The organism is Faecalibacter rhinopitheci, from assembly GCF_015234135.1.
Lineage (GTDB): Bacteria > Bacteroidota > Bacteroidia > Flavobacteriales > Weeksellaceae > Empedobacter > Empedobacter rhinopitheci.
Map to the genome: position 1 here is coordinate 1 of NZ_JADGIK010000026.1, position 3,143 is coordinate 3,143.

3 protein-coding genes are annotated in these 3,143 nt (G+C 26.9%); all 3 read left to right on the top strand.

The window, feature by feature from the left end:
* Positions 1 to 350, top strand: a 350-nt coding sequence (locus tag IM532_RS13475) for an IS30 family transposase (RefSeq protein ID WP_194184018.1), incomplete at its 5' end; no start/stop codon positions are given.
* Positions 351 to 414: 64 nt separating this feature from the next.
* Positions 415 to 882, top strand: a complete 468-nt coding sequence (locus tag IM532_RS13480) for a hypothetical protein (RefSeq protein WP_194184019.1) — start codon at positions 415 to 417, stop codon at positions 880 to 882.
* Between the two features lie 226 nt (positions 883 to 1,108).
* Positions 1,109 to 2,821: an ATP-dependent nuclease gene (locus IM532_RS13485; protein WP_194184020.1), complete on the top strand. Its 1,713-nt coding sequence runs from the start codon at positions 1,109 to 1,111 to the stop codon at positions 2,819 to 2,821.
* The last annotated feature ends 322 nt before the right edge of the window (positions 2,822 to 3,143 follow it).

Here is a 3,143-nt window from a genome sequence, read left to right on the forward strand (position 1 = left end):
AGACCGTTCGAAAGGCTTTTGAAAAGGAATTTAAGAAGCTTCCTAAGCTGATGAAAAAGTCGTTGACATACGATAATGGAACCGAAATGGCTCAGCATAAATTATTCACCAAAAACACCAAAGTACAGGTCTATTTTACTCATCCTTATTCGCCTTGGGAAAGACCTACAAATGAAAATACAAATGGGCTTTTAAGGGATTATTTTCCAAAAGGAACTGACCTTTCGATTTACTCTGAAAAACAACTCAAAAAAGTGCAACGTGAACTTAATGAAAGACCTCGAAAAGTGCTCGATGGATATTCCCCTGCACAAGTTTTTAATCAGATGATTATTCAACAAATAAAATAATCAAAATTTTTACTATTTTTATACTATCGTTGCATTAGCAACTTGAAACCGCCTAGAATTTATAATGCACAATATAGAAGTCAAAAATAAAATTAAAATTTTGTGCGAATTCTTTTCGTATAAAATAACTTATGAAAACGATATTTTAAGAATATTTAATCCAAAAAATGAAATATCTATTAAACAAACTAATAAAAATCAATATTTAATTATCTACAATACAAATAATTCTTATGACGAAATTGAAGTTTATGAAAATGAAGTATTTGATGCATTAATTAATATTATTTACAGAATAGATCTTGAAAAAATAGAATTAAATGAATTTGAAACTATCACATTAGAAATTTTAAAAGAATTTGAATACTCTGATAAACATAAACTAGAAGATACTTTAGAAAAAATAATTAAACAGAATATTGAAAATAAAAACATTGGAGGTAATAGAATTTTACATAAGTATTATAAAGGCTACTTAATTTTAATGGATGACTTAAATGGTTGTCTTAAATCTAATGTTATAAAACTATAACGTCGCCTAACATAGTATTTCGCAAAAAACGGGCTGAAAGTAAACTTTCATCCCATCTTTTTCCGCTCGCAAAATTGCTTTTCTAAAAACAATAAACTAATTTAGTTTCAGAAAAGAGCAATTTGCTTGAACGGACGAACTTGAACTTCGTTCAACTTCTCTCCCGTTCTTCGCAAATACTCGGCTCGTTATGCACAATTAACCAAAAACTACAGTAACCAAATCAATGAAAGTTTCTAAAATCAAGATTGAGAAGTTTAGATCAATTGAGAGTGGAGAGTTTAATTTAAATGATATAATTTGTATTGTTGGTCAAAACAACTCTGGTAAAACAGCAATATTAAAAGCTTTAAATTCATTTTTCAATATAGATAGCGAATTAACAAATTTTATAAACGGAGAACATTTTTATTCATCTTCAAACGCAGTTCCAAAAATTACAATCACTTTTAATGATGTTCCAAACAATGGAATATATGATCAATTTAAAAATGGAGATGAAATTATTATAAAATTTGAATTTAGAAGACCAAACAGATATTCATATAAAGTTAAAAGAAATAATGCATTTGAAAATTGTTCAGATATATTATTATCCAGATTATTAGATGATGTAAAATTTGTATTAATTCCTTCTGAAAGATCTTCAACATTTATCGAAAATATTGAAAATTCTTTATTGTCAAAATTGGTCAATACATATTTTGAAAATCATACAAGACATCGTGATAGACTAACTCCACGAGTTAATGACACATTTACATATCTAAAGACAAATGCATTAGATAAGTTAGCTAAACAAATAGATGGCAATTACTTAACAAATAAAGGATTTACATTAAACATAAATACAAACAAAGTAATTAATTATCAGATTTTTACTGACTTTTTGAATATAAAAATTGTCGAAAATACAAATGAATTTAAATTATCCGAATGTGGAAGTGGTGTACAAAGTTTAGTAGCAATCGCTATATACCGTTACTTAGCTAATGCGGATAATACAAATTATATTATAGCAATCGAAGAACCAGAAACTAATATACATCCACAAGGTCAAAAAGAAATGATTCTTTCTTTATTTGAGGAACTTGAAAATAATGATATTCAGATATTATTCACAACTCATTCCCCAACTTTAATTGACCAATTACCTCATAATAAAGTTGTATTAGTTAGAAAAATTAACGATCTAAGAAGAGGTTTCAAATCTAAAATCACTCAAATCTCTGATGATTTTTGGACTAGAAATGGCATTCATTTCGATAACTATCAATCATTTCATAAGTTCAAAAATTCTGAGATATTTTATGCAAATCATATAATAGTTACAGAAGGTAAAACAGATTGCCAAATTTTCACAATCTTACTTGAAAGAAATAATATTTCACTTATTAAAAAAGGAATTTCTGTTATCGAATTAGATAGTATTAATTCACTTAAGCATATTTATTATCTTCTTAAAGAACTTGATATTCCAAAAACAGTTATAGTAGACAAAGATTTTTTCTTTAAGTACATTAACAATAATGAAAAATCACTAAGTAGAAATCCCAACGGTTATTTTATTTATGAAACATCATATAGAGGAGATCAACCTCTAATTAATAATATATTTTCAGATGTTAATGATAGAGCGAATTTGGAAACACTATTACGAACTAATCATACAAATGCCTTAAATATTGCAGAAAGATATGATTGTATTGTTATGAATTATAATTTAGAAATGGACATATTATCAAGTAGTTCAGCTATTAATTTGATGTATAACAAATTGTCAATACCACCGGCTAATCGTAATCTTCCATATCTATTTATAAATAATAGAAAGGCTATTAAGGAATTTGAAAATCTAAAATATTGTATTGAAAATATTTCACGTACAAATTACCCGAGATCAATTAGCAAGTTGATAAATAGAATAAGAAACATTTAACTGTGCATAACATCGTATTGGCGAAATGGCGGTTTAAGGGAGAAATTGAAAGTTTCTCCTTTTTTTGTCGAAACAGCCTTTTATATTTCCTTTTTTCATAAATTTAGAAAATAATAAAAGGCTGTTGCTTAAGTTAGTGCAAGATTAAAAGTTTTGGCTTCCAATCCGCCACTATCGCCAATACGCGGCCCGTTTTACGACATTTAAAAAATCGACCTAGAATAACTTCTTAAAATTATAGAATATGAAAAAACTATTATTAACTTTTATATTATCAATTTTCACTTTTTCTTGCGCTTCGAGAAATTATAATAATGTCGAG

What these genes read in the sequence shown, in the direction of transcription:
- IM532_RS13480 (WP_194184019.1), top strand. Translation starts at nt 415, where the DNA reads ATGCACAATATAGAAGTCAAAAATAAAATTAAAATTTTGTGCGAATTC.
- IM532_RS13485 (WP_194184020.1), top strand. Translation starts at nt 1,109, where the DNA reads ATGAAAGTTTCTAAAATCAAGATTGAGAAGTTTAGATCAATTGAGAGT.